Below are 22,539 nucleotides of genomic sequence, written 5' to 3'. Positions count from 1 at the left end.
CGCGCCGCGGACGGGGTGGACGCATGAAGTGGTTCGAACTCGGGCTGGTCCTGCTGACCTTCGCCTCCGGCATCATCTGGCTGCTCGACCGGCTGTTCTTCGCGAAGGCGCGCAAGGCGCGCGCCGGCCTGCTCGACGAGGGCCGCGAGCCGGTGGTCGTCGACTACGCGCGGGCGTTCTTCCCGATCCTGGCAGTGGTGCTGGTGCTGCGCAGCTTCATCGCCGAACCGTTCCGGATCCCGTCCAGCTCGATGATGCCGACGCTCCTGATCGGCGACTTCATCCTGGTCAACAAGTTCGCCTACGGCCTGCGCCTGCCGGTGAACAACCGCAAGGTGATCGAGATCGGCCTGCCCGAGCGCGGCGACGTGGTGGTGTTCCGCCCGCCGGCGCACCCCGACCAGGACTGGATCAAGCGCGTCGTCGGCCTGCCGGGCGACGCCATCGCCTACCGTGACAACGTCCTCTACGTGAACGGCGAAGCCTCGGCCTACCAGCCGATCGGCGCGTACGTCGGCAAGGGCCGCGGCGAGGAAATGAGCGGCGCCAGCCTGCTGGCCGAGGACCTCGGCGGCGATGGCCGCCACGAGGTGCTGGAGATCGACAGCCCGATGTTCGCGCACCACGGCGTGGGCGAGTGGACGGTGCCCGAAGGCGAATATTTCGTCATGGGCGACAATCGTGATAGAAGCGACGACAGCCGCTTCTGGGGCACGCTTCCGGAGACCCAGCTCCGGGGCAAGGCGTTCCTGGTGTGGATGAATTTCGACAGCGCCGCCGGCGGCGTCGACTTCGACCGCATCGGCACGCGCCTCTGAGCGGCACGGGGAAACGGGCGCGGCAATGACCAATCGCAACGGGGATCGAGGGGAGAGGGCAATGAGGAATTCGCAACGCGGCATCACCCTGCTGGGGTTCATCATCGTGCTGGGGGTCGTGGGCCTGTTCGCCTACGTCGGCATGAAGCTGTTCCCGATGTATTCGGAGTACTACAGCGTGCGCTCGGCGATGAAGGGCCTGGCCAACGAGCCCGGCATCGCCAACACCGAGCCGCGCAAGATCCAGGACCTGTTCTTCCGCCGGCTGTACATCAGCTACTCGGAGAACGTGAAGCCCGAACACGTCAAGCTCAAGCGCGTCGGCGCCGGCTGGCAGATGGACGTCAAGTACGAGGTGCGCAAGGAGCTGATCGGCAACCTCGACGTCGTGGGCAAGTTCGAGTCCACGCAGATGCTGACCAGGACCGGTGCGGTCGATTGATCCCGGTGCGCGCATCGCGGGACATGCGTTCCGCGATCCCGCGCTGCTCGCGCAGGCGCTGACGCACCGCAGCGCCGGCGCCCCGCACAACGAGCGCCTGGAATTCCTGGGCGATGCGCTGGTCGGGCTGATCGTGGCCGAAGTGCTGTACCTGCGCTGGCCCAGGGCCGACGAAGGCGCGATGACCCGCGCACGCGCCGAGCTGGTGCGCGAATCCTCGCTGGCGCGGATCGCGCGCGACCTGGAACTCGGCGCCCGCATCACCCTGGGTCCCGGCGAAATGAAGTCCGGCGGCCACCGCCGCGATTCGATCCTGTCCGATGCGCTCGAGGCAGTGGTCGGCGCGATCTATCTCGATGCCGGCTTCGAGGCCTGCCGCAGCGCGGTGCTGCCATGGTTCGAGCCGCAGGTCGCGGCGCTGCCGGCCGGTGGCTTCGGCAAGGACCCCAAGACCCGGCTGCAGGAATGGCTGCAGGGGCGGCAGCGTCCGCTGCCCAGCTATGAACTCGTGTCCGAAAGTGGCGAGGAACACGCCCGCATCTTCCTGGTCCGCTGCCTGCTGACCGAGCCCGCGCTCGAGGCCGAAGGCAGCGGCAGCTCCCGGCGTGCCGCCGAACAGGACGCCGCCACGGCGATCCTGTCCCAACTGGAATCCGCAAAACCATGAACACCCCAGCCGCCAGCCGCAGCGGCGCGGTCGCCGTCGTCGGCCGGCCGAACGTCGGCAAGTCCACCCTGGTCAACGCCCTGGTGGGCGCCAAGGTCAGCATCGTCTCCAACCGCCCGCAGACCACGCGCCATCGCCTGCTCGGCATCGCCACCTTCCCGGCGGGCCAGCTGCAGCTGGTCGACACGCCCGGCGTGCATCGCGCACCGGGCAAGCAGTCGGCGTCGGCCATGCACCGGATGATGAACCGGGCCGCGCGCGGCGCGCTCGAGGGCGTCGATGCCGCGGTGCTGGTGGTCGAGGCGGGCCGCTGGGACGAGGAGGACACGCTGGCGTACGAGGCCCTGCGCGAGGCGAAGGTGCCGGTGGTGCTGGTCGTCAACCAGGTCGACCGCATCCGCGAGAAGGCCGCGCTGCTGCCCTACCTGCAGAAGGTGACCGACGGCCGCGACTTCGCCGGCGTGCACCCGGTGTCGGCACTCAAGCGCACCGGCCTGGATGCGCTGGTTGCCGAGCTGCTGGGCCTGGTGCCCGAGGGCGAGCCGGCCTACGCCGAGGACGAGATCACCGACAAGAGCCAGCGCTTCCTCGCGGCCGAACTGCTGCGCGAGCAGCTGATGCGCCAGCTTGGCGCGGAGCTTCCGTACTCGACCACGGTGGAGATCGAGTCCTTCAGCGAAGAGGACACGAAGTCCGGCCCGATGATGCGCATCGGCGCTGTGGTCTGGGTCGAGCGCGACGGCCAGAAGGCGATCGTGATCGGCAAGGGCGGCGCGCGGCTGCGCGAGATCGGCAGCAAGGCGCGGCTTTCGATGGAGCGCCTGTTCGGCTGCAAGGTGTTCCTGGAAACCTGGGTGCGCGTGCGCGCCGGCTGGTCCGACGACGAGGCCGCGCTGCGCAGCTTCGGCTACGACAAATAGCCCGCGGCTTGAAACTGTAGGAGCGGCTACAGCCGCGATCACGGCCGCGGCCACCACGAACCCCTGATCGCGGCTGTAGCCGCTCCTACAATGCGCGCATGCGGATCGCCGGCGAGCATGCCTTTGTCCTCCACGCGCGCGCCTGGCGCGAGACCAGCCTGCTGGTCGAAGTGCTGTGCGCGGAGGAAGGCCGCATGGGCCTGGTGGCGCGCGGCGTGCGGGGGCCGAAGAAGCAGGCGCTGCGCGCGGCGCTGCAGCCGATGCAGTACATCCGCTTCGATGCCGTGCAGAAGGGCGAGCTGGCGCACCTGAATTCCGCCGAGGCCCTGGATGTCGCGCCGCGGCTGCAGGGCGAGGCCATGCTGTCCGGCTTCTACGCCAGCGAACTGGTGCTGCGCCTGGCACCGCGGCACGACCCGCAGCCCGAGCTCTACGCGGCCTACGCGGCGCTGCGCGCCCGCCTGGGCGCGGGCGAGCCGCTGGCCTGGACGCTTCGCCGCTTCGAGCGCGACCTGCTGGACGGCATCGGCGTCGGGCTCGACTACGGCCACGAGGGCGATGGCGATCCGGTGGATCCCGCCGCCCGCTACCGGCTGGACCCGGGACACGGACCGGTGCGCGTGCGCGGGGAACGCGGAGGCGATCGCGAGCGCAGCGCCACCGGCCGTGCGCTGCTCGCGCTGTCGGACGACGTCGCGCCCCCGGCCGAGGACCTCGGCGGACTCCGCCGGGTGCTGCGCGAGGTGCTCGAATCGCACCTGGGTGGCCGCCCGCTGGCGTCGTGGCAGCTGCTGGGCGACCTTGGCCGCGTGGGCCAGGGCGGGCCTCAGGGTGGCAGCAGTTCCTGAGCCGCGGCGTCGAAGCCGCCGAGCGCCGCATCCGAGTCGGGCGCGTCCTCCAGCGTCCTCACCGCCCGTCCCAGCCGCGCCGCGCCGACGAAGCCGCAGCTCGCGCGCAGGCGGTGCAGGACATCGCGCAGGCTGTCGTGCCGGCCGGTGCGGACCGATTCCATGACCTGGCCGTGGGCGGCCGGCAGCTCGGCCAGGAACAGCTGGCGCAGCGCGTCGACGTGCGCGCGCTCGCCGTTGAGCGCGCGCAGCGCGGCGACGTCGTCCCAGGCGTGCAGGCCGGCCGTGTCCAGCGGTGAAGCGACCGCCGCCTCCGCCACCCGCAGCGAGGATCGCCCGGCCAGCGCGCCGGCCAGCGCCGCGCGCAGCGCCGCCGCGGCCAGCGGCTTGACCAGCACGGCGTCGAAGCCGGCGTCCTGCAGTGCGCGGTGGACCTCGTCGTCGCGGGCGGCGGTGTGCGCGATCGCCGGCGTGTCCAGCCCGAGGCCACGGAGCTCGGCGAGCAGCCCCGCGCCATCGCCGTCGGGCAGGTGGGCATCGACCAGCCAGAGCGCATACGCGATGTTGGTGGCCTGGGCGCGCGCGGCCGAACGGGTGTTGACGGTGTCGACGGTCGCCGGCAGGCCTTCCGCCGCGGCGGCGAGGAAGGCGGCGGTGGTGTGGTCGTCCTCGACCAGCAGGATGCGTGGTTTCATCGGCGCGTCCCCTCCTGTCGCTACTCTGGCTGCCATGCCCGCGTGGATCTTACCCCTGCTCGCCGCGTTTGCGCTGCTGTCCGCGAGCCCGGCGCATGCGCGTGCGCTGGTGGCGCGGATGGCGAGCGTGTCCACGCCGGTGGCGACGCTGCAGGGCGTGCAGGTGCGGCTGGACTGGCCCGCAGACGCCGAGGTGGGCGAGCTGCGCATCACGGCGCAGCGCGCGGACGCGCCCGACCTGGGACAGCACTTCGCCGCGCTGTCGTGGCGTTGCCCGCTGCGCCGCGACGGCCAGGGCGGCTGGGCCTGTGCGGGCGAGTTGAGGCAGGGGCGCGGCGCGCCGCTGCGGCTGGAGCTGGCGCTGCCTCCGGGGCGCGTGTCCGCCGCGCTGTCGGGTGCTGGCGGCTCGCGGCTTGCGCTGCGCCGTGACGATGCCGCGCCGGATCTCTTCGCCATCGACATCACGCGCGTGCCGGTGGCCTGGGCCGAAGCACTGGCCCGGCGCGCATGGCCCGGCGTGCGGCTCGGGGACGGCCGCCTGGGGGGCCACCTCGAGCTGCGCGTTCCGGACGCGGCGCCGATGCGGCTCACCGGCGAACTGGCGCTGGACGGCGGCGCCTTCGACAGCGCCGACGGGACGCAGGCCGGGGCCGGACTCGGCGCGCGGCTCGGCATCGACTGGCTGGCGGCGGAGGCCGGTCCGCAACTGGCCATCGACGGCGAGCTGCTGGGCGGCGAGCTGCTGTTCGGCAGCGGCTACTTCGTGCTGCCGGCAACGCCCGTTCCGGTACGCCTGCGCGCGCATGGCGTGGCCGACGGCTGGGCGTTGGACGCGTTCCTCGCCCGCGACCCGGGCGTGCTGGAGGTGCAGGGCCGCGCGGACCTCGATGGCGCGGGCGTGCGCGCACTGGCGCTGTCGCTGCGCAGCGCGGAGGCGGCGCGGCTGCCGGAGCGCTACCTCTCGGGCTGGCTGGGCCAGGCCGGACTGACCGGGCTGGCGCTCACCGGCGGCTTCGACGCCGACGTGGAGATCATCGACGGTGCGCTGGCCGGCTTCGCGCTGCGCGCCCGCGGGCTGGACGTCGCCGCGCCCGACGGGCGCTTCCGCTTCCAGGGCCTGGACGGCGACGTGCGCCTGGTGTCGGAAGGCCGCGTCGACAGCGAGCTCCGCTGGCAGTCCGCGGCCATCGGCGCCATCCCCTTCGGTCCCGCGCGCCTGCCGTGGCGCAGCAGCGATGGCGAGCTGCACCTGCGCGAGGGCGTCGGCATCGCGATCCTCGATGGCCGCCTCGACATTCCCGCGCTGCGGTTGCGCCCGCCGGGCAGCAAGGGTCCGCTGCTGGTGGAGGCGGCGCTCGGCGTCGAGTCGCTGGACATGGCCACGCTGGCCCCCGCGCTCGGGCTCCCGGCCTTTCCCGGGACCCTGTCCGGCCACATCCCCAGCGCGCGCTACGTCGGCGACCGCCTGGACTTCGAAGGCGGCGTCGTGGCCCGCGCCTTCGACGGCGAGGTGCGGGTGTCGTCGCTGGCGATGGAGCGCCCGTTCGGCGTCGCGCCGACGCTGCTGGCCGACATCGCCCTCGACGGGCTCGACCTCCAGGCGCTGACCGGCGTGCTCGAGGTCGGCGGCATCAGCGGCCGCCTGCACGGCCGCATCGACGGCCTGCGCCTGGTCGACTGGGAGCCCGCCGCCTTCGACGCCGAGCTGCACACCGAGCCGCGCCGCGGCGTGCGCCAGCGCATCAGCCAACGCGCGGTGCAGGACATCTCCAGCGTCGGCGACGCCTCGTTCACCGCCAGCCTGCAGGGCCAGCTGCTGGCTCTGTTCGACGACTTCGGCTATCGCCGCATCGGCATCTCCTGCCGGCTGGCCAACGGCGTCTGCACGATGGCGGGGCTTCAGCCTCGCGGCAGCGGGTTTGTTATCGTCGAGGGCGCCGGGCTGCCGCGCCTGGACATCGTCGGCTACAACCGCCGCGTCGACTGGAAAACCCTGGTCGAGCGCGTGGTGGCCGCGGGATCGGGCGAAGTCTCGCCCGTGTTCGACTGACCGTCCGAGGAGGACTGCATGCGCTGGACCGGGTTGCCCTTCGTCGCCGCGCTGGCGCTCACCGCCTGCGTGACCATCAACGTGTACTTCCCCGCGGCGGAGGCGCGCGAGGCGGCGCGTGAGTTCGTCGAGAACGTGATCGGCGAGGACGGCGCAGCGCCCGCGCCCGCGCAGCCCGTGGACCAGCCCGGCGGCATGCCGGGAGGGATGGCGCTCGAGGGCGCGGCCGCGTCCGGTGGCCTGGCGTTCGACCCGTGGATCCTGCTCGGCATCGCGCCGGTGCATGCGCAGACGCCGGACATCACCATCCGCACGCCGGCGATCCAGGCGATCCAGCAGCGCATGGAATCGCGCTTCGCATCCACCCTGCGGCCGCATTTCGACAGCGGCGCGCTGGGCTTCGGCGGCGACGGCCTGGTCGTGGTGCGCGATGCGGGTTCGCTGCCGCTGAAGGACCGCGTGGCGGTCAACGCCGCGGTCGCCGACGACAACCGCGACCGCAATGCGGTCTACCGCGAGGTGGCGGTGGCCAACGGCCATCCCGAGTGGGAGCCGCAGATCCGCGAGGTGTTCGCCCGGCAGTGGATCGCCAGCGCGCGCGGCGGCTGGTGGTACCAGCAGGGCAACAGCTGGAAGCAGAAGTAGCACCCGAGCGGTGTAGGAGCGGCTACAGCCGCGATCGCGCGGAGCCGGTCCAGGCGATGTTCGCGCGGACCTGTCCAGGCGATTCCGGGACGACCTGGTGGATCGATCGCGGCTGTAGCCGCTCCTACAGGGCAGGGGAGGCGCGCGCGGGGGAGGGCGGGGCGGCGCGTCGCGGTGCGGGTTTGAGACAATGCGCGGCCCACCGTACCGGTAGCAGCGCATTGGCCCGCATCGACCAGACGCCCTTCGAGGCCGTGATCCTCGGACTCGGTCCGGACGGGCGCGGCATCACCCGGCGACCCGAAGGGCACCCGCACGCGGAGAAGACGGTGTTCATCGCTGGCGCACTGCCGGGCGAGCGGGTGCTCGCGCGCCAGACCCGGCGCTGCCGCCGCTTCGACGAGGCCGAGGTGCTCGAGGTGATCGACGCCTCGCCCGACCGCGTCCAGCCGCGCTGTCCGCACTTCGGTGTCTGTGGCGCGTGCAGCCTCCAGCACCTGGCCCCGGCGCGGCAGGTCGCGGGCAAGGCGCGGATGCTGGCCGACTGCTTCGCCCAGGCGGGCGTGCGCGCGGAAACGGAACTACCTCCGCTCGCCGGCGCGCTCTTCGGCTATCGCCGCAAGGGCCGGCTGTCGGTGCGCCGGGTGGAGAAGAAGGGCCGGACCCTGGTGGGTTTCCGCGAGCGCGACGCACGCTTCGTCGCCGAACTGGTGGAATGCCATTCGGTCGTCCCGCAGGTCGGGATGCAGCTGGGCGCGCTGTCTGCGCTGGTCGACGGCCTCGACGCGCGCAGCGCCATCCCGCAGATCGAATTCAGCGCGGGCGATGACGCCACCGCCCTGGTGTTCCGCCATCTCGAGCCGCTGGGCGAGGGCGACCGCGCGGCGCTGACGGCGTTCGCGCAGCACCACGGCTTCGCCATCTATCTGCAGCCCGGCGGCCTCGAGACCATCGCGCCGCTGTGGCCGGCCGCCCCGCGGCTGTCGTTCCGCCTGGCGCCATGGGACGTCGAGCTGGCGTTCGAGCCGCTGGACTTCATCCAGGTCAACGGCGACCTCAACGGGAAGATGATCGCGCATGCGCTGGAGCTGCTCGACGTGCAGCCCGGCGACCGCGTGCTCGACCTGTTCTGCGGCCTGGGCAACTTCAGCCTGCCGCTGGGACGCCAGGCGTCCGAAGTGGTGGGCGTCGAAGGCGACGCCGGCCTGGTCGAGCGCGCGCGTGCCAACGCGGCGCGCAACGACATGGACCACGTCCAGTTCCACGTCGCCGACCTCGCCACGGACCTGTCGGCCCAGCCGTGGATGGGCGCGGGCTTCGACCTGCTGCTGCTCGACCCGGCGCGCGCCGGCGCGCTGGAGGTGCTGCAGCAGCTGCCGCTGCAGGGGCTCAGGCGCATCGTCTACGTCAGCTGCAATCCGGAGACGCTGGCCCGCGATGCCGCGTACCTCGTCGGCGAGCGCGGCTGGCGGATGCCCGCGGCGGGCGTGATGGACATGTTCCCGCACACCGCGCACGTGGAGTCGATCGCGGTGTTCGAACCCGCCTGAGGCGGCCCCGGGCCGCCTGGGCCGCTCGCCGCGTCCAGCCGGGAAGGGACGGCGTGCGTCATGTGGGAGCGGCCATGGCCGCGATATGCTGCCCGGCCGGATCGCGGCCCTGGCCGCATCCAGCAAGCGCGCGGAGTGGTGATGGGCATCGAGATCGAACGCAAGTTCCTGGTCGCCGGCGACGGCTGGCGCCAGGCGGCCCACGCCGTGGTGCCGATGGCGCAGGGCTACCTCAACGACCAGCTGTCGATGGACGAAGGCCGCCAGCGCGCTTCGGTGCGCGTGCGCCTGGAGGGCGACGCCGCCTTCCTCAACATCAAGTCGCGCGAGCTCGGCCATACCCGCCAGGAGTTCGAATATCCGCTGCCGGTGGACGAGGCGCGCGCGCTGCTCGACCTGTGCGTCGGCGGACGGGTGGAGAAGCGCCGGCACCTGGTGCGCCACGGCGCGCACCTGTGGGAGGTCGACGAGTTCCTGGGCGACAACGCCGGCCTGGTCGTGGCCGAGATCGAACTCGGCAGCGCCGACGAGGCCTTCGCGTGCCCCGACTGGCTCGGCGTGGAGGCCACCGACTGCCCGCGCTACTACAATCTGGCCCTGGCCGCGCGTCCGTACTCGCTGTGGAGCGATGCGGAGCGCGCGGGACCGGAAACCTGAGGAGAGAGACCAATGCTCGTCATCGGCGTCGCCGGTACCGAACTCACCGCGCAGGAGCGCGACTGGCTGCAGCACGATGCCTGCGCCGGCGTGATCCTGTTCACCCGCAACTTCGCCTCGCGCGCGCAGGTGGCCGAGCTGTCACAGGCGATCCGCGAAGCCGCGCCGCGCCCGCAGCTGGTCTGCGTCGACCAGGAAGGCGGCCGCGTGCAGCGCTTCCGCGAGGGTTACAGCGCGCTGCCCTCGCTGGAAGGCTTCGGCCGCGACTACGCCCGTGACCCGGACGCCGCGCTGGCGCGTGCCCGTGAGCACGCCTGGCTGATGGCCAGCGAGGTGCGCGCCTCGGGCGTCGACCTCAGCTTCGCGCCGGTGGTCGACCTCGGCCGCGGCAACCTCGCCATCGGCGACCGTGCGTTCTCCGACGATCCGCAGGTGGTGGCCGCCTTCACCCGCGCCTACGTCGAAGGCATGCACGAGGCGGGCATGGCCGCGACCCTCAAGCATTTCCCGGGGCACGGCTCGGTGCGCGAGGACACGCACTTCGACGACGCCGTCGACGACCGCCCGCTGGACGTCATCCGCGCGGAGGACCTGGTGCCATTCGTTGCCGGCATCGACGCCGGCGCCGACGCGGTGATGCTGGCGCACGTGGCCTATCCGCAGGTCGCACCCGAGCCCGCCGGCTACTCGCCGCGCTGGATCGACGGGATCCTGCGCACGGAGATGGGCTTCCGCGGCGTCGTGTTCTCCGACGACATCGGCATGGCCGCGGCGCATGGCGTGGGCGGCATCAAGGCGCGCGTGGATGCGCACCTCGACGCCGGCTGCGACGTGGTCCTGGTCTGCCATCCGGAGCTGGTGGAGGAATCCCTCGCGGCGGCCGAAGGACGCGCGCTCAACACCATGGCGCTGGCCGGCCTGCTCGGCCGCGGCGCGCTGGGCTGGGACGGCCTGCTGGCGGACGGGCGCCATGGCGCGGCATCCGCGCGACAGGGCGGCGGGGTGGCGGCATGAGCGCGCCGTCGCTGGCCGAGGTGATGGTCGACGCCGACCTCATCCATGCGCGCGAGGTGCTCGAAGCCGCGATCGGCGATATGGCCGTGGCGATACACGCCGAGTACGCCGGCGATGCACGCGCGCCGCTGTTCGTCACGATCATGCACGGCGGCATGCCGTTCGCCGCGCAGTTGGCGTTCGCGCTGGGCGAGCGCGGCCTCGACCTGGAGTTCGACTACCTGCACGCCACCCGCTACCGCGGTAGCACCACCGGCTCGCGCCTGGCCTGGCTGCACCGCCCGGCCACGCCGATGCGCGGCCGCCGCGTGATCCTGGTCGACGACATCCTCGACGAGGGCCACACGCTGAAGGCGGTGACCCGCTGGTGCGAGGACGAGGGCGCGGCCGACGTGCGCGTGGCCGTGCTGGCGACCAAGGTGCATGACCGCTGCGTCGACGGCGTCTGCGCCGACTGGTCGGGGGTCGAGGTGCCGGACCGCTACGTCTTCGGCTACGGCATGGACTACAACGAGCAGGGCCGGAACCTGCCCGCCATCTACGCGCTGGGCGAATGAGCATGGGGGCGACCAGCATGGAGCCGCTTGCGCTGGCCGTGATCGGCGGCACCGGCCTGTACCAGCTGGCCGGGCTGCAGGATGCGGAGGAACACCAGCCGGTGACGCGCTACGGCGCGCTGCCGGGTCCCGTGCGGCTCGGCCACATCGGCGGCCAGCGCGTGGCCTTCCTGGCGCGCCACGGCGAGGGCCATTCGGTGCCGCCACACCTGGTGAACTACCGCGCCAACCTGTCGGCGCTGCACGCACTGGGCGCGCGCCGGGTCCTCGCGCTCAACACCGTCGGCGGGATCACCGCGGCCTACGGGCCGCGCGTGCTGGCCTGTCCCGACCAGCTCATCGACTACACCTGGGGCCGGGTTTCGACCTTCTGCGAAGAGCCCGGAACCGACGTGCTGCACGTCGACATGGGCGATCCCTACGCACCGTCGCTGCGCCGCGACGTGCTCGCCGCGGCGGCACGGGCCGGAGTCGGCGTGGTGGATGGCGGCTGCTACGGCGCCACCCAGGGACCGCGCCTCGAGACCCGCGCCGAGATCGCGCGCATGCGCCGCGACGGCTGCGACCTGGTCGGCATGACCGGGATGCCCGAGGCGGGGCTGGCGCGCGAGTTGGGACTCGACTATGCCTGCCTCGCGATCGTCGCCAACTGGGCGGCGGGCGCGGGCCCGCAGGTCGACGAGGTGATCACGCTGGAAGACGTGCTCGCCAACGTCGCCGCGGCCACCTCGGGTTTACCCGCGGTCATCGACGCGCTGCTCGACGGGTGATTGCGCGCGCCGTTCGGCCTTTGCATACTCGGGCCGCGTGCGCGGGTCCCTTGCAGGCATGCGCACGCAACCGCATCCAGACGAGGTAGGAAGAGTCATGCAATACGGCACAGTGAAGTGGTTCAACGACGCCAAGGGTTTCGGCTTCATCGCTCCCGAGGACGGCAGCGCGGACGTGTTCGTGCACTACTCGGCGATCGACTCCAAGGGCTTCCGCAGCCTGCAGGAAGGCCAGCGCGTCAGCTATGAAGTCACGCAGGGCCCGAAGGGCGCGCAGGCGGCCGGGGTGTCGCCAGTCGCCTAGAGCGGCGGACCGCAACAGCATTCGACCTGTTCCAGGGCCCCGGATTTCGGGGCCCTTTTTGTTGGGTCTTCTCCGCGCGCGGGGGATGGAGTTGTGCGGCGCTTTGACGCATGGCCTGCTGCCGCTCATGTCCCCCGGTGCCGGCCCACAGGGCCGTCACCTCCTCCTTGACTTCCCGTCAGCAGGCCACGCGCCAAAGCGGTGTGGCGTCCAGGGCGCCCCGCCCAGAGCAGACGCGGGCGTTCGCTTCCCAAGACCGCGGGAAAGGTCGCGCCTGCCGCGGATGCAGGGGGGGGATGGCCAGAGCCGGCCATGGATGGTCGGCGGCCGGATGCTGGGAGCAGGACGCGGAGACATCCGGCTGGCCATCCCCCCCCCTGCATCCGTGGCAGGCAGCGAGAATCCACTCGAGGCCAACGCCTGCACTCACAGCCAACGCCTGCACTCACAGCCAACGCCTGCACTCGCAGCCAACGCGTCAGCCAGGCGCCTTCGGATTGCGCAGCACCGACTTCAGCCCGGTCTTGATCTTGGCGTGCGTGGTGATGCCGGCCGCGAGGAACGAGGTCTTCCATTCCTCGTACTGTTCGTCGAATTCGGCCAGCTCCTCCGCGCTGAACAGCTCGCGGGCGGAGGCGAACATCTCCTTCTCCTCTTCCTGCGCGTGGTGGTCGATGAACTCCGACAGCACCTTGACCGAACCCGCGAACTGGCGGCTGGTCTGGTCCGACGCATGCAGGTCGGGCAGCACCGTCAGCTCCACCGCGCGGTGTTCCTGGATCGCCTCGGCGTGCTGCAGCAGCTGCTCGTGCGAGGCGCGTTCGGCGAACGCCGGATAGAACACCAGCTCTTCCCACTTGGCGTGTGGGATCAGGTTGGCCTCGATCTTCTCCAGCAGTTCGGTCCGAGCCTTCTCCGCGCGGTCGGTGGTGGCATTGATCTGCCCGAACAGGTCACGGAGGACGTCGTGTTCCTTCTTGAGCGTGACAAGGATGCTGCGCATTGGCGGTGGCTCGGGCGGGGGCGGATGGCCATCCAAGCGCGCCGCCGCGGACGCGGGCGTGAAGGGGCGGCGGGGCCGCTCAGGCCTGGGCGGCCGTCCGCAGCTCGATGCCGAGCGCGGGCGCGATCGCGCGCAGCGCCTCGTCGTCGCGGCTGAGCGTGATCCACCCGGCGACCGTGTCGGTGCCGGTCTCCCAGATCCACAGGGTGTAGCCGTAGCTGCGCAGCGCGTCATAGGCCACGTGCAACAGGTCGGGGGTCCGCGCCGCGTCCAGGAACTCGTCGTCGGTGGGATCCTCGACGCCCCAGTCGAGCTCCAGGTTCCAGCGCGCGACCAGCTCGGTGATGCTCTCGACGAAGGCCGCCGCGTCGTCGTCGTGGATCTGGAAGCCGGACGTCCAGTCGATGATGTCCTTCAGCAGCCAGACCGGCTCGACCTCGTCCTCGCGCGCGTCCGCGGTGGCGTCCTGCCAGGCGCCGAACTGGCGCATCGCGGTGTCCTCGTCGCCCGGATTGATCAGCAGCAGGAGCTGCCAGACCAGGGCTTCGGTGCCGGCCTCCTCGTCGACCTCCATCTCGTGATCGAAGCCGCTGGCGTAGTTGTCGTCGGGGTCGAATTCGCGGTCTGGGGCGTGCACGGGCGTGGTCCGGAGGGGCAGGGGCACACAGGATAAGGGTCGCGGCATGGCCGTGGCGGCAAGGGATGAGCGCCCGCGCGGGCGGTGTCTGACCGGGCGCAACGGGCGGCGCCCGCCCCCGGCGCTGTCGTTTGGGCGGGCCAGCCCTCAAACTATGCCGATGACCACGACCCCACCGGGCGCCTTCGACGCCCGACCGGACCTGTCCGGTGATTCCCTCGCAGCGCGGCTCAAGCTGGCCACCGACACCCTCGAAACCGTCGCCGCCGACCACTCGCTGCTCGACGCGCTCGACGACGCCAGCCGCGAGCGCCTGCACCGCGCGGTCGCCGCGCTCGGCGCGCCGGTCGATGCCGTGGCCCGCCGCCAGCGCCGCAAGCAGGCCAAGCGCAGCCGGGTGGAGGCGAAGAACGCCCATGACGATGCGCTGCTGGACGCCACCGGCATCCGCACCCTGCGCCGGCAGCCGGTGTTCACCACGCCCAACTACTTCCCGCCGGCGGACTTCCAGCCGCGCGACCTCGACGCCGACGTGCCGCCGCACCACGAGGCGCTCGAGCCGCAGCACTGCTACGTCTGCAAGCAGAAGTACACCCGGATCCACCATTTCTACGACCAGCTGTGCCCTTCCTGCGCGGACTTCAACTTCGCCAAGCGCACCGAGCTCACCGATCTCACCGGCCGCGTCGCGCTGCTGACCGGCGGCCGGGTCAAGATCGGCTACCAGGCCGGCCTGAAGCTCCTGCGCTGCGGCGCGCGGCTGATCGTGACCACGCGCTTCCCGCGCGACTCCGCCGCGCGGTACGCCGAAGAACCGGACTTCGCCGACTGGCACGACCGCCTGGAGATCTTCGGCCTCGACCTGCGCCACACCCCGAGCGTGGAAGCGTTCTGCAGCGAGCTGCTGGCCACGCACGACCGCCTCGACTTCATCATCAACAACGCCTGCCAGACCGTGCGCCGCCCGCCGGAGTTCTACGCGCACATGATGGCGGCGGAGACCGCAGCCCTGCGCGACGCGCCCGCGCACCTGCAGCGCCTGCTCGGCCGCTACGAAGGCCTGCGCGCCGACGCCCTGCTGCCCGAAGGCGACAGCACCGCGCTGGCCGGCCGCGACCTGCGCCACGAGGCGGCCGCGGGGCTGACCCGCGCCGCCGAACTGTCGCAGGTGCCGCTGCTGGCCGAAGAGCTGCTCGGCCAGTCGCACCTGTTCCCGGAAGGCCGGCTCGACCAGGACCTGCAGCAGGTCGACCTGCGCGGCCGCAACTCATGGCGCCTGCTGATGGACGAAGTGCCGTCGGTGGAGCTGCTGGAAGTGCAGCTGGTCAACGCGATCGCGCCGTTCCTGATCAATGCGCGCCTGAAGCCGCTGATGCTGCGCACGCGCGACGGCAGCCCGCTCACACGCGACCGCCACATCGTCAACGTGTCGGCGGTCGAAGGGCAGTTCTACCGCAACTTCAAGACCACCCGGCACCCGCACACCAACATGGCCAAGGCCGCGCTCAACATGATGACGCGCACCTCGGCCGCCGATTACCAGAGCGACGGCATCCACATGAATTCCGTGGATACCGGCTGGGTGACCGACGAGGATCCGGTGGAAATCGCCGCGCGCAAGACGATCGAAGAGCGCTTCCACCCGCCGCTGGACATCGTCGACGGCGCCGCGCGCATCGTCGATCCGATCATCGCCGGGCTGAACACCGGCGAGCACGTGTGGGGACAGTTCCTGAAGGATTACCGCCCCACCGACTGGTAGGGCCTGGGGTCCGGTCGCCTCGGCCGGGCAGCGGTGTTCAGGGCTGGGCGCCGGCACCCGCGTCCAGGAACTGCAGGCGCGCGAGCTCGGCGTACAGACCGCCCTCGGCCAGCAGTTCGGCGTGGGTGCCTTCGGCGACGATGCGGCCGTGGTCCATGACCACGATGCGGTCGGCGCGCAGGACCGTGGCGAGGCGGTGCGCGACGACGATCGTGGTGCGGCCTTCCATCAGCCGTTCGAGGGCGTGCTGCACGGCGCGTTCGCTCTGGGCGTCGAGCGCCGAGGTGGCTTCGTCGAGCAGCAGCAGCGGCGCATCGCGCAGCAGGGCGCGGGCGATCGCCACGCGCTGCTGCTGGCCGCCCGACAGGCGCGCACCCCGCTCGCCGAGCTCGGAGGCGTAGCCGCCCGGCAGCCGCTCGATGAAGTCGTGGGCCTCGGCGGCGCGCGCGGCGGCCTCGACCTCGGCATCGCTGGCGTCCAGGCGTCCGTAGCGGATGTTGTCGGCGGCGCTGGCGGCGAAGATCGTCGGCCGCTGCGACACCAGGGCCATGCTGCCGCGCAGCTCGACCGGATCGAGTTCGCGCAGGTCGATCCCGTCCATCGAGACGCTGCCCGACTGCGGATCGTGGAAGCGCTGCAGCAGGGCGAAGACGGTGCTCTTGCCGGCGCCCGAGGGGCCGACAAGCGCCACGGTCTCGCCGGGCGCCACTTCGAGGCTGAAGCCTTCCAGCGCCGCGGTATCGGGGCGCGTCGGATAGTGGAAGGTGACGTCGCGCAGCGCAACCGCGCCGCGCACCGGGCGCGCGAGCCCGCGCGGCGAAGCCGGCGCAACCACCTTGGGCGCCTCTTCGAGCAGTTCGCCGATCCGGCCCATGCCGCCGGCGGCCTTCTGCAGCTCGTTCCAGACCTCGGCCAGCGCGCCCACCGAGCCGGCGCCGAACATCGCGTACAGCACGAATTGCCCCAGGGTGCCGGCGCTCAGGCGCCCGTCGGCGACGTCGTGCGCGCCCAGCCACAGCACCAGGGTGATCGCGCCGAACACCACCGAGATCGCCACCGCGGTCACCAGCGCCTGCACGCCGATGCGCCTGCGCGCCACCTCGACCGCGGTGGCCACGGCGGCACCGAAGCGGCCGCGCTCGTGCTGCTCGCGCGCGTGCGACTGCACGGTGTCGATCGCGCCCAGGGTCTCGGTGGCCAGCGCATTGGCATCGGCCACCCGGTCCTGGCTCTCGCGCGAGATCTTCTGCAGCCGGCGCCCGCCCAGCACCAGCGGCAGCACCGCCAGCGGGATGCCGACCAGGGTCCAGGCGGCCAGGCGCGGGCTGGTCACCACCAGCATCGCGACCGAGCCCAGCACCATCACCACGCTGCGCAGGGCCACCGACATGCTGGTCGCGACCACGCCGCGCAGCAGCTCGGTGTCCGCGGTCAGGCGCGAGACCAGCTCGCCGGTGCGGCTGCGCTCGAAGAACGCCTGGTCCAGGCCGACGATGTGTCCGAACAGCTGCGTGCGCAGGTCGGCGACCACGCGCTCGCCCAGCAGCGAGACGAAGAAGAAGCGCGCCGCGGTGGCGAGCGCGAGCGCCAGCGTCACCACGAACAGCAGCGAGAAGGCGGCGTCGATGCCGGCGCCGCTTGCGAAGCCGTCGTCGATCATCCGTCGCACGGCGATCGGCAGGCTGAGGGTCGCCGCGCTCGAAGCCACCAGGGACAGCATCCACGCCAGCAGCAGCCCGCGATGGCGGGCCAGGAACGGCCAGAGGGGGCGCAGCGACGACAGCGAGGCCTTCGCCTGGGTGGCGTCGGGGTCGCTGGAGCTGGGGCTGGATTCGCGGGGCGGCGGGGGCGTGGACGTGCGGGCGAGTCGGACCATCACCCATTGTCGCCCATGCGCGCGCGGTCGCGGGTGGCGTCGCGCAGGCGCGTGGCCAGCGCGTGCAGCTGCGCGGCCGGCAGGCGCAGGCGGAAGCGCACGCCGTCGGCGGCGAAGTCCTCGCTCAGCTTCTCGGCGTCGAAGGCCGGCAGCGCCGCATGCACGGCGGCGAGGTCGGCGAAGGGGCACTCGACGTCGACCTCGGTCATCTCCACCACTTCGCGGCGCTCGGCGGTGCGCAGGCATTCCGCCGCGGCGCCGCCGTAGGCGCGGACCAGGCCGCCCGCGCCGAGCTTGATGCCGCCATACCAGCGCGTGACCACGACGGCCACGCCGTCCAGGCCCTGGCCGTCGATCGCGGCCAGGATCGGCCGTCCGGCGGTGCCGGCGGGCTCGCCATCGTCGCTGGAGCGGTAGCCGTCGCCCAGCCGCCAGGCCCAGCAGTTGTGGGTGGCGTCGGGCACCGAGACCGAGGCGATGAACGCCGCCGCCGCGTCCGGATCCGAGACCGGCGCGGCGCTGGCCAGGAACCGGCTGTGCTTGACGACGAGTTCGTGCGTGGCCGTCGCGGCCAGGGTGATGGTGCTCATTCCCCGCCCAGCAGCGCCCGCAGGTCGGGCGGCACCGGTGCGTCGGGATGGCGGCGGCGGAACTCGGCGTAGCTGTCGCGGGCCTCGTCGTAGCGCTCGGCCGAGACCAGTTCGCGGATGCGCGCCAGCCACGCCTCGCGCACCGCGGGCGAATCCACCGAAGCCGGCGGCGTGTCGTCGAGCGGCTGGTCCAGCCAGTCCTCGTGCCGCACCTCGTCCGCGGCCCCGGCCGCGTCCGCGCGCCGGGCGGCCGGGGACGCCATGGAGGGGGGCGCCGGCTGCGCGCGCAGCGGGGCAGGCGGTGCCGGCGGCGCGGGAGGCGCGGGCAGCGCTGGTGCCGGCTCCACCGGTGCAGACGTCGGGACGGGCGCGTCGAAGACCACCGGTGGCTCCTCGGACGCACGCATCTCGGCCGCCTGCGCTTCGGCCGCGGGTGGCCTCGCAGGCATCGAGGCCGCTGCCGGTGGTGCGGGCGACTCGGGCCCGCTGCCGGTGAGCGCGCGCACCGGCGATGGAGGCGCCACGACGCCTGCCTCGGGCGGGGCCTGGCGCGCGGGGCTGCCGGCGTCCCCCGCATCTGCCGCATCCACCGCCGGAGCCGCCTCCGCAGCCGCAGCCGCCGGCGCCGGCGTAGCCGCAGCCTCGGGCGCGCGCGCGGCGGCGTCCGGCGTCGCGGGTGCCGCGATCCCGGTTTCATCCGCCAGGTCGGGCACATCGAAACGCGGCTGCAGCTGCCACGCGATCCCGGCGGCGATCACCACGGTCGCCGCCAGGGCGCCGCCGCGCAGCACGGCGGGATGGCGTCGCCGATGCCGATGGCCGGTGGCCGCGGTGGTCCGGATCGCCGGGCCACCCGCCGCCGCACCGCTGCCGTCGCCTGCTTGCCCGCCGGCCGCCGCGCGCGCTGCGGCCGCGGCGCGCGCCGAAGCCAAAATGGTCGCGTCCAGCGCCGGGGAGGGGCCCGGCACGGGATCGTGGCGCGCCAGCGCGTCGGCCAGCGCGCGCTCGGTCGAGTCCAGCGGATCGGGTCGGGTCGGCTGCGTCATCGCGCGTCCTCCCGCGCGGGTTCGTCGGCCGCGGTGGCGGTGGGGGTGCCGGCCAGGGCGGCGCGCAGTTTGTCCATGGCATAGCGCAGCCGCGACTTCACGGTTTCGCGGCCCACGCCGGTGATGTCGCCGATCTGCTCCAGGGTCAGCTCCTGCTCCAGGCGCATCAGCACCACCTCGCGCTGGTCCGCGGGCAGGGTGTCGAGGGCCTGCTGCAGGCCGCGCCGTCGCTGCCAGGCGTCGAGCCGGCGCTCGGGGGTGTCGCCGTCCTCCAGCCGGGCGGTGCGCGCGTCGGCGTCGTCGGGCGCCGGCGGCCGATGCTGGCGGGCGCGCCAGTGGTCGGTGACGCGGTTGCGCGCGATCCGGTACAGCCAGGTGGCGAAGGCGGCATCGGGGCGCCAGTCGGCGCCGGCGGACACCACGCGCTGCCAGGTGTCCTGGAACACCTCGTCGGCCAGCCCCGGGTCGCGCAACTGGCGCAGCAGGAACCGGTGCAGCCGCTCGCGATGGCGCAGGTACAGCGTTTCGAAGGCCGCGGCGTCGCCCTGCGCCCACGCCCGCATCAGCGCGTCATCGCTGGGTTCGGCGTGCACTGCATGCTCCGGGGCGTCCATCGGCAGCAGGTTAAGCGCTGCGCCGGGGCGCGTGAAGCCCGTGCGCGCGGCGCCGATGCGCGGCATCATGTCGCCGGGAGGCCGGGGGGAAGGCCGCTCCTGCTTGCCGCTGGCGGCGTGATCCGTCGTTCTTCCCTTGGTACTGGGCTGTGCGAGGGGATCTGGCAGGTGCAGGCAAGGTTGGACATTCCGGTGGCATCGCCGCCCCGCAAGGTCGATCTCGCGGGGTTGGCGGGCATGCTGGCGCAATCGCTGCCCACCGGGTCCCTGGTCGTGGTCTGCTGGAGCGACGAGCGCCTGGGCGCAGGGGAATCGATCGTCGACGACGCCCCCGAAGGGCTCCGGGCGCGGGCCCACGGCCTGCTGGCCGGGGATCCGCCGCGGCGCGACGGCGGCAGGTCGATCGAGGACGCCTGGGAGGAGGGCGAGGCCGCGGTGGCCATCGCCACGCGCCTGCCGGAAGCGCTGACGCCCGGTTCCTGCGAGGCCTGGCGCGCGCTGGCGCGCCGGCTGGTCTCGGCGACCCTCGCCTCGGCCCAGGCCGAAACCCGCATCGAATCCCTGCGCAAGTCCGAGCGGCTGCAGCAGGCGCTGTACGGGATCGCCGACCTGGCGGGTTCGGGCCTGGACATGGCCCAGGTGCTGAAGCGGATCCACGGCGTGGTGGGCGGCCTGATGTCGGCCGAGAACTTCTACATCGTGGCCTACGACGACCTGCGCCACACCACCCGCTTCCTGTATTTCGCCGACCGCATCGATCCCTGGGTGGCCGAGCCCGACACGGAGATTCCGCTCGAGGACATGCCGGCCAGCCTCACCGTGGCCCTGTTGCGCCACGGGCATCCGCTGCGCGGGCCCTCGGACCAGCTGCGGAGCCAGCTGGGGGTCGAGCGCGACGCGCGGCACGGGCCTGACTCGGCCGACTGGCTCGGCGTGCCGATGCGCCGCGAGGGCCGCGTCTGCGGCGCGATCGTGGTGCAGAGCTACGACCTGCCGGACTGCTATACCGACGAGGACCGCGCGCTGCTGGAGTTCGTCGCCCAGCACATCCTGACCGCGCTCGACCGCAAGCACGCCCAGGCCGAGCTGGAGCGGCGCGTGGTCGCGCGCACGCGCGAGCTGCAGCAGGCCAACGAGGTGCTGCAGGCCGAGATCGTCGAGCGCCAGCGCGCCGAGCGGCTCCAGCGCGCGCTGTTCCGCATCAGCGAGCTGTCGTTCACCGCCGAAAGCGTGGAAGGCTTCTACAACGACCTGCACGCCGTCGTCGGCGAGCTGCTGTACGCGCGCAACTTCTACATCGCCATGGTGTCCAGCGACGGCGGGCACATCGAGTTCCCGTATTCGGTGGACGAGCGCGACATCATCCGCGAGCCGCGGCGCATGATCCGCGGCCTGAGCGAATACGTGATCCACAGTGGCCGCGCGCTGCTGGCCGATCGCGACACCATCGCCCGGCTCGAGGCCTCCGGCGAGCTGCAGCACCACGGCTCGCTGGCGAACTTCTGGCTCGGCGTGCCGCTGCTGCGCGATGGCGTGGCGGTCGGGGTGATCGCGGTGCAGAGCTATTCGCCCGACATCGCCTTCACCGTGCATGACCAGAAGCTGCTGACCTTCGTCGCACACCACATCGGCGGCGCGCTGGCGCGCAAGCGCTCGCAGGACCACCTGAAGTCGGCGCACGCCGAGCTCGAGGACCGGGTCGAGGCGCGCACCCGCGAGCTGGAGGAGACCAACCGCGAGCTGCGCGCCCAGGTGTCCGAGCGCCTGCGGGCCGAACAGCGGCTGATCCACCAGGCGCGCCACGACCACCTGACCGGGCTGCCCAACCGCATCCACCTGCTGGAGCGGCTCGACGCCGCGATCGCCGAGACCCGCGGGCAGGCGCGCGGGCCGTTCGCGGTGCTGTTCCTCGACCTCGACCGCTTCAAGCTGGTCAACGACAGCGTCGGCCACGCGGCGGGCGACGAGATGCTGGTGGAGGTCGGCCGCCGGATCGCGCGGCTGCTGCGCGACGGCGACGTGGTGGCGCGCCTGGGCGGCGACGAGTTCGCCGTGCTGCTGGGCGACGCCGGCGACGAGACCGTCGCCCAGGCCGTGGTGGGGCGGATCCTCGCCGACCTCGGGCGGCCGATGTGGGTGGCGGGGCGCGAGCTGTTCCCCTCGGCCTCGGTCGGCATCGCGATGTGGCAGCCGCGCTACCACCACGGCGAGGACCTGCTGCGCGACGCCGACGCCGCGATGTACCGCGCCAAGGCGCTGGGCCGCGACCGCAGCGAGCTGTTCGACGAGGAGATGCGCGCCGAGGCCACGCGCCTGCTGGACCTCGAGGCCGACCTCCGGCGCGCGATCCTGTCCGATGCGTTCGAGCCCTGGTTCCAGCCGATCGTCGACCTGGCCACCGGCCTCGTGGTCGGCCACGAGGCGCTGCTGCGCTGGAACCACGAGCTGCAGGGGCCGCTGCCGCCGGGTGCCTTCATCGGCGTCGGCGAGGACAGCGGCCTGATCGAACAGGTGGACTGGCTGGTCTACCGACGCGCCTTCGACTGGATGACGCGGCACCGCGAGGGCTACGTCTCGATCAACGTCTCGCCGCGCCATTTCCACTCCGACAACTTCGCCGAGCGCCTGCTGCAGATGCTCGAGGACGTGGGCGCCGATCCGGCACGGCTGCGCATCGAGATCACCGAGGTGGCCCTGCTCGACGATGCGCCGCGCGCGCTGCGCATGCTGAAGACGCTGCGCGCGCGCGGCGTCTATGCGCTGCTGGACGACTTCGGCACCGGCTTCTCGGCGCTGTCGTACCTGCACCGCTTCCCGATCCACGCGCTGAAGATCGACCAGAGCTTCGTCGCCGGGCTCGACGACGCGCTGCATCCCGAGAGCCTGGCCCTGGTGCGCGCGATCCTGGCGCTCGCGGGCACGCTGGGCATCGACACCATCGGCGAAGGCGTGGAGACCGCGGCCCAGGCCGAGACCCTGCGCCAGCTCGGCTGCACGATGGGCCAGGGCTTCCTGTTCGGACGCCCGATGCCCGCGCCCGCCGCCGGCGACCGCGGCGCGGCCTGAGCGGCGGC

At 72.6% G+C, this 22,539-nt stretch carries 22 protein-coding genes; 15 read left to right on the top strand and 7 right to left on the bottom strand.

Going from position 1 to position 22,539, the window contains the following annotated elements; all coding sequences use genetic code 11:
* The first annotated feature begins 23 nt into the window (after nucleotides 1–23).
* The 5 genes from lepB (at nucleotide 24) to recO (ending at nucleotide 3,695) form a co-directional block, all read left to right on the top strand.
* A complete protein-coding gene (gene lepB / locus JGR68_RS09750) occupies nucleotides 24–818 on the top strand; it encodes a signal peptidase I (protein ID WP_199359947.1) in 795 nt (264 codons plus the stop codon).
* A gap of 61 nt (nucleotides 819–879) precedes the next feature.
* Nucleotides 880–1,260, top strand: a complete 381-nt coding sequence (locus JGR68_RS09745; RefSeq protein WP_199359948.1) for a DUF4845 domain-containing protein — start codon at nucleotides 880–882, stop codon at nucleotides 1,258–1,260.
* Entirely contained in the window at nucleotides 1,247–1,927 is a 681-nt protein-coding gene (gene rnc, locus JGR68_RS09740) for a ribonuclease III (RefSeq protein WP_199359949.1), read from the top strand. Before JGR68_RS09745 ends, rnc begins: the two co-directional genes overlap by 14 nt.
* Nucleotides 1,924–2,847 carry a GTPase Era gene (gene era, locus JGR68_RS09735; RefSeq protein WP_199359950.1) on the top strand — a complete coding sequence of 308 codons (924 nt, stop codon included), beginning with the start codon at nucleotides 1,924–1,926 and terminating at the stop codon, nucleotides 2,845–2,847. The genes rnc and era overlap by 4 nt, the downstream gene beginning before the upstream one ends.
* Nucleotides 2,848–2,945: 98 nt before the next feature.
* Nucleotides 2,946–3,695 carry a DNA repair protein RecO gene (recO, locus tag JGR68_RS09730; protein ID WP_199359951.1) on the top strand — a complete coding sequence of 250 codons (750 nt, stop codon included), beginning with the start codon at nucleotides 2,946–2,948 and terminating at the stop codon, nucleotides 3,693–3,695.
* On the opposite strand, the gene JGR68_RS09725 is transcribed toward recO, so the two are convergent.
* A complete protein-coding gene (locus tag JGR68_RS09725) occupies nucleotides 3,674–4,390 on the bottom strand; it encodes a response regulator (protein ID WP_234446490.1) in 717 nt (238 codons plus the stop codon). The two genes, recO and JGR68_RS09725, sit on opposite strands and share 22 nt — an antisense overlap.
* Before the next feature lie 34 nt (nucleotides 4,391–4,424).
* Between JGR68_RS09725 and JGR68_RS09720 the strand changes: the two genes are divergently transcribed.
* From JGR68_RS09720 to JGR68_RS09685, 8 genes are all read left to right on the top strand, one after another.
* Nucleotides 4,425–6,440 carry a hypothetical protein gene (locus JGR68_RS09720; protein WP_199359953.1) on the top strand — a complete coding sequence of 672 codons (2,016 nt, stop codon included), beginning with the start codon at nucleotides 4,425–4,427 and terminating at the stop codon, nucleotides 6,438–6,440.
* A gap of 18 nt (nucleotides 6,441–6,458) precedes the next feature.
* A complete protein-coding gene (locus JGR68_RS09715) occupies nucleotides 6,459–7,085 on the top strand; it encodes a YdbL family protein (protein WP_199359954.1) in 627 nt (208 codons plus the stop codon).
* Nucleotides 7,086–7,306: 221 nt separating this feature from the next.
* Nucleotides 7,307–8,635 carry a 23S rRNA (uracil(1939)-C(5))-methyltransferase RlmD gene (rlmD, locus tag JGR68_RS09710; RefSeq protein WP_234446489.1) on the top strand — a complete coding sequence of 443 codons (1,329 nt, stop codon included), beginning with the start codon at nucleotides 7,307–7,309 and terminating at the stop codon, nucleotides 8,633–8,635.
* A gap of 141 nt (nucleotides 8,636–8,776) precedes the next feature.
* Nucleotides 8,777–9,292, top strand: a complete 516-nt coding sequence (locus tag JGR68_RS09705) for a CYTH domain-containing protein (RefSeq protein ID WP_199359956.1) — start codon at nucleotides 8,777–8,779, stop codon at nucleotides 9,290–9,292.
* A 12-nt stretch (nucleotides 9,293–9,304) separates the two neighbouring features.
* Nucleotides 9,305–10,306, top strand: coding sequence for a beta-N-acetylhexosaminidase (gene nagZ / locus JGR68_RS09700; RefSeq protein WP_199359957.1), 1,002 nt, complete (start codon nucleotides 9,305–9,307; stop codon nucleotides 10,304–10,306).
* Nucleotides 10,303–10,863 carry a hypoxanthine-guanine phosphoribosyltransferase gene (locus JGR68_RS09695; protein WP_199359958.1) on the top strand — a complete coding sequence of 187 codons (561 nt, stop codon included), beginning with the start codon at nucleotides 10,303–10,305 and terminating at the stop codon, nucleotides 10,861–10,863. Before nagZ ends, JGR68_RS09695 begins: the two co-directional genes overlap by 4 nt.
* Before the next feature lie 17 nt (nucleotides 10,864–10,880).
* Nucleotides 10,881–11,633 (top strand): S-methyl-5'-thioinosine phosphorylase, encoded by a 753-nt coding sequence (locus JGR68_RS09690; RefSeq protein WP_199360812.1) that lies wholly within the window; start codon nucleotides 10,881–10,883, stop codon nucleotides 11,631–11,633.
* Nucleotides 11,634–11,730: 97 nt separating this feature from the next.
* Nucleotides 11,731–11,937, top strand: coding sequence for a cold-shock protein (locus tag JGR68_RS09685; RefSeq protein ID WP_144893142.1), 207 nt, complete (start codon nucleotides 11,731–11,733; stop codon nucleotides 11,935–11,937).
* A 478-nt stretch (nucleotides 11,938–12,415) separates the two neighbouring features.
* Here JGR68_RS09685 and JGR68_RS09680 read toward each other — a convergent pair whose 3' ends face one another.
* Together JGR68_RS09680 and JGR68_RS09675 are read right to left on the bottom strand one after the other, a co-directional pair.
* Nucleotides 12,416–12,940, bottom strand: a complete 525-nt coding sequence (locus JGR68_RS09680; protein ID WP_199359959.1) for a hemerythrin domain-containing protein — start codon at nucleotides 12,938–12,940, stop codon at nucleotides 12,416–12,418.
* A gap of 79 nt (nucleotides 12,941–13,019) precedes the next feature.
* The gene (locus tag JGR68_RS09675; protein WP_234446488.1) at nucleotides 13,020–13,577 is read right to left on the bottom strand and encodes a hypothetical protein; all 558 of its coding nucleotides are present in this window, start codon (nucleotides 13,575–13,577) and stop codon (nucleotides 13,020–13,022) included.
* A 160-nt stretch (nucleotides 13,578–13,737) separates the two neighbouring features.
* On the opposite strand from JGR68_RS09675, the gene JGR68_RS09670 reads away from it, so the two are divergent.
* Nucleotides 13,738–15,339, top strand: coding sequence for an SDR family oxidoreductase (locus tag JGR68_RS09670; protein ID WP_199359960.1), 1,602 nt, complete (start codon nucleotides 13,738–13,740; stop codon nucleotides 15,337–15,339).
* A 37-nt stretch (nucleotides 15,340–15,376) separates the two neighbouring features.
* On the opposite strand, the gene JGR68_RS09665 is transcribed toward JGR68_RS09670, so the two are convergent.
* The 4 genes from JGR68_RS09665 to JGR68_RS09645 are packed head-to-tail and all read right to left on the bottom strand — an operon-like array spanning nucleotide 15,377 to nucleotide 19,444.
* Nucleotides 15,377–17,215 (bottom strand): ABC transporter transmembrane domain-containing protein, encoded by a 1,839-nt coding sequence (locus JGR68_RS09665; protein WP_199359961.1) that lies wholly within the window; start codon nucleotides 17,213–17,215, stop codon nucleotides 15,377–15,379.
* Nucleotides 17,215–17,805, bottom strand: a complete 591-nt coding sequence (locus tag JGR68_RS09660) for a YigZ family protein (protein ID WP_199359962.1) — start codon at nucleotides 17,803–17,805, stop codon at nucleotides 17,215–17,217. Before JGR68_RS09660 ends, JGR68_RS09665 begins: the two co-directional genes overlap by 1 nt.
* Nucleotides 17,802–18,851 carry a hypothetical protein gene (locus JGR68_RS14125; protein ID WP_305067839.1) on the bottom strand — a complete coding sequence of 350 codons (1,050 nt, stop codon included), beginning with the start codon at nucleotides 18,849–18,851 and terminating at the stop codon, nucleotides 17,802–17,804. The genes JGR68_RS09660 and JGR68_RS14125 overlap by 4 nt, the downstream gene beginning before the upstream one ends.
* Nucleotides 18,848–19,444 carry an RNA polymerase sigma factor gene (locus tag JGR68_RS09645; RefSeq protein ID WP_255531841.1) on the bottom strand — a complete coding sequence of 199 codons (597 nt, stop codon included), beginning with the start codon at nucleotides 19,442–19,444 and terminating at the stop codon, nucleotides 18,848–18,850. Before JGR68_RS09645 ends, JGR68_RS14125 begins: the two co-directional genes overlap by 4 nt.
* Nucleotides 19,445–19,657: 213 nt before the next feature.
* Between JGR68_RS09645 and JGR68_RS09640 the strand changes: the two genes are divergently transcribed.
* Nucleotides 19,658–22,531, top strand: coding sequence for an EAL domain-containing protein (locus JGR68_RS09640; RefSeq protein ID WP_234446487.1), 2,874 nt, complete (start codon nucleotides 19,658–19,660; stop codon nucleotides 22,529–22,531).
* The last annotated feature ends 8 nt before the right edge of the window (nucleotides 22,532–22,539 follow it).

This window comes from Luteimonas sp. MC1750, assembly GCF_016615955.1.
In the GTDB taxonomy this organism is placed as follows: Bacteria; Pseudomonadota; Gammaproteobacteria; order Xanthomonadales; family Xanthomonadaceae; genus Luteimonas.
The sequence above is the reverse complement of the archived record's forward strand: the minus strand, read 5'-3'. Positions and strand labels throughout refer to the sequence as shown.

Excerpts from the sequence above, each read along its gene's own strand:
- lepB (WP_199359947.1), top strand. The coding sequence starts at position 24 with ATGAAGTGGTTCGAACTCGGGCTGGTCCTGCTGACCTTCGCCTCCGGC.
- JGR68_RS09745 (WP_199359948.1), top strand. The coding sequence starts at position 880 with ATGAGGAATTCGCAACGCGGCATCACCCTGCTGGGGTTCATCATCGTG.
- era (WP_199359950.1), top strand. The coding sequence starts at position 1,924 with ATGAACACCCCAGCCGCCAGCCGCAGCGGCGCGGTCGCCGTCGTCGGC.
- recO (WP_199359951.1), top strand. The coding sequence starts at position 2,946 with ATGCGGATCGCCGGCGAGCATGCCTTTGTCCTCCACGCGCGCGCCTGG.
- JGR68_RS09725 (WP_234446490.1), bottom strand. The coding sequence starts at position 4,390 with ATGAAACCACGCATCCTGCTGGTCGAGGACGACCACACCACCGCCGCC.
- JGR68_RS09720 (WP_199359953.1), top strand. The coding sequence starts at position 4,425 with ATGCCCGCGTGGATCTTACCCCTGCTCGCCGCGTTTGCGCTGCTGTCC.
- JGR68_RS09715 (WP_199359954.1), top strand. The coding sequence starts at position 6,459 with ATGCGCTGGACCGGGTTGCCCTTCGTCGCCGCGCTGGCGCTCACCGCC.
- JGR68_RS09705 (WP_199359956.1), top strand. The coding sequence starts at position 8,777 with ATGGGCATCGAGATCGAACGCAAGTTCCTGGTCGCCGGCGACGGCTGG.
- nagZ (WP_199359957.1), top strand. The coding sequence starts at position 9,305 with ATGCTCGTCATCGGCGTCGCCGGTACCGAACTCACCGCGCAGGAGCGC.
- JGR68_RS09695 (WP_199359958.1), top strand. The coding sequence starts at position 10,303 with ATGAGCGCGCCGTCGCTGGCCGAGGTGATGGTCGACGCCGACCTCATC.
- JGR68_RS09690 (WP_199360812.1), top strand. The coding sequence starts at position 10,881 with ATGGAGCCGCTTGCGCTGGCCGTGATCGGCGGCACCGGCCTGTACCAG.
- JGR68_RS09685 (WP_144893142.1), top strand. The coding sequence starts at position 11,731 with ATGCAATACGGCACAGTGAAGTGGTTCAACGACGCCAAGGGTTTCGGC.
- JGR68_RS09680 (WP_199359959.1), bottom strand. The coding sequence starts at position 12,940 with ATGCGCAGCATCCTTGTCACGCTCAAGAAGGAACACGACGTCCTCCGT.
- JGR68_RS09670 (WP_199359960.1), top strand. The coding sequence starts at position 13,738 with ATGACCACGACCCCACCGGGCGCCTTCGACGCCCGACCGGACCTGTCC.
- JGR68_RS09665 (WP_199359961.1), bottom strand. The coding sequence starts at position 17,215 with ATGGTCCGACTCGCCCGCACGTCCACGCCCCCGCCGCCCCGCGAATCC.
- JGR68_RS09660 (WP_199359962.1), bottom strand. The coding sequence starts at position 17,805 with ATGAGCACCATCACCCTGGCCGCGACGGCCACGCACGAACTCGTCGTC.
- JGR68_RS14125 (WP_305067839.1), bottom strand. The coding sequence starts at position 18,851 with ATGACGCAGCCGACCCGACCCGATCCGCTGGACTCGACCGAGCGCGCG.